The sequence below is a fragment of the Pseudomonas emilianonis genome (assembly GCF_023072625.1).
Taxonomy (GTDB): Bacteria; Pseudomonadota; Gammaproteobacteria; order Pseudomonadales; family Pseudomonadaceae; genus Aquipseudomonas; species Aquipseudomonas paraveronii.
Genome location: NZ_JAKNRV010000617.1, coordinates 1 through 1,735 on the forward strand (window position 1 = coordinate 1; position 1,735 = coordinate 1,735).

Consider the following 1,735-nt stretch of genomic DNA (forward strand, 5'->3'; position numbering starts at 1 on the left):
AAATCCCAGACCACGCCGACTTCCACTTCGCCTTTTTCCATGGTGACGCGGTCGGCCAGGCGGCCCACGGCTTCCAGGTCATGCTCGATCCACAGCACGGTGATCCCGGCGCGGCGCCAGTCATTGAGCAGCCGTTCGAACACCTGGATACCGGCTTCATCGAGGGCCGACATCGGCTCATCCAGCACCAGCAATTGCGGGGCCGGGATCAGCCCCTGGGCGAGCAGCACGCGTTGGCGTTCACCGCCCGACAACGCGCCCATGCGGCGTTTGCGTTTGTCCTGCAGGCCGACCCGCTCCAGGGCCTCGCCGATGGCGCCGGCGTAATGCCTGGACAGCCCGAGAAACGCCGGGCGCCGCTGACACATGGCCGCCATGAAGTCATCCACGGTCATCGGTAAACCGCGGTCAAACTCCAGCGCCTGGGGCACATAACCGATGGTGCCAGGCGTGGTCGGCCACACCAGGCGCAGTTGCCCCTGGTGCGGCGTTTGCCCCAGCAGCGTTTTGATCAGCGAGCTTTTCCCGCCGCCATTCGGGCCCACCAATGCATGGATGCTGCCCGGCTGCACCTGGAAGCTCACGTCATCGAGGATCACGGTGCGGCCCAGGGTCAGCGACACCGTGTCGAAGTCAATCGTCGGGCCGACGCTGACCACGTTCAAGCGTTGCGCGGCCGTCATGCCCCCGACTCCTGAATTGCGCGTACCACGGTGTTGAGGTTGCCGGTCATTTCCACTTCGTACTTTTCAGCGCTGTATTCACCGTAGGAAATATGCGACAGCGGGTACAGCTTGACCCCGGATTCACGCTGGATGGTCTCGACGTAGGTGGATGGGAAATCCATCTCCGAGAAGATCACTTTCACATCCAGGGCGCGCAACTCATCGATGGTTTTCTTCAACTGGCTCGGGCTGGGTTCGATGCCGTGGGCCGGTTCGACCACGGCGGTGACTTCCAGGCCGAACTCGCGCAGCAGGTAGTCATAGGCCGCGTGTACGGTGGCGACGCGCAGGTCCGGGTTGGGCGCGCGGGTCAACTGGGCCAGGGCATCGGCGCGCATCTTGCGCAAGCGCTTGCCGTAGGCGCGGGCGTTCTGGGTGTAGGCCTTGGCGTTGTCCGGGTCGAGCTTGCCCAGCTCGCGGGCGATGTTGTTGACCTGGGCAATCGATGCGCTGATCGACAGGAAGGTGTGCGGGTTGACCACCTTGCCGGCGCCGCGTGCGGCGTTGCCGGTGGCGGCCAGCAGCGGCACGTTGGCGTTGGCTTCTATCACCGGGATGTCCGGGCGCTCGCTGGTGGCGATCATGCGGTCGGCGAAATCGTCGTGGCCGACCCCGTTGAGTACGATCACATCCAGGGTGCCGATGCGCTTGATGTCGTCGGCGCGTGGCTCGTAGGCGTGGGGGTTGAAGCCGGCCGGAATCAGCGGCACCACCTCGGCCTTGTCGCCGACGATGTTGGCGACGTAGCTGTAATAAGGGTGCAGGGTGATGCCGATCCGTAGGCGCTTTGCCGTCTCGGCATTCGCCAGCGGGGCGAGCAGCAGGCTGATCAGGCTGACCAGCAGCAGGCGTACAAGGGGCGATGAAATAGACATGGGCACTCGGTCTTCTCGGTCAGTGACGGTGCTGGCGGGTCACGCCGGCATCGAATTGCGCGACCACCTGCTGCCAGCCGGCCGCGATCAGCGCCTGGTCAGTGAGGTCGGAGGGGGCGGCAAGGCCCTGGCGGC

General features: G+C 65.0%; 2 protein-coding genes and 1 pseudogene. All 3 read right to left on the reverse strand.

All coding sequences use genetic code 11. The features are described 5' to 3' along the window. Positions 1-683 (reverse strand): metal ABC transporter ATP-binding protein (locus L9Z73_RS30085; protein ID WP_247408578.1); only part of this gene is annotated, 683 nt, incomplete at its 3' end. Then, the gene (locus L9Z73_RS30090; protein WP_247408579.1) at positions 680-1,600 is read right to left on the reverse strand and encodes a metal ABC transporter substrate-binding protein; all 921 of its coding nucleotides are present in this window, start codon (positions 1,598-1,600) and stop codon (positions 680-682) included. The genes L9Z73_RS30085 and L9Z73_RS30090, both read right to left, overlap by 4 nt. 19 nt (positions 1,601-1,619) lie before the next feature. Next, positions 1,620-1,735: pseudogene (locus L9Z73_RS31695) on the reverse strand (DUF6162 family protein); the annotation flags it as partial.

What these genes read in the sequence shown, in the direction of transcription:
- L9Z73_RS30090 (WP_247408579.1), bottom strand. Translation starts at nt 1,600, where the DNA reads ATGTCTATTTCATCGCCCCTTGTACGCCTGCTGCTGGTCAGCCTGATC.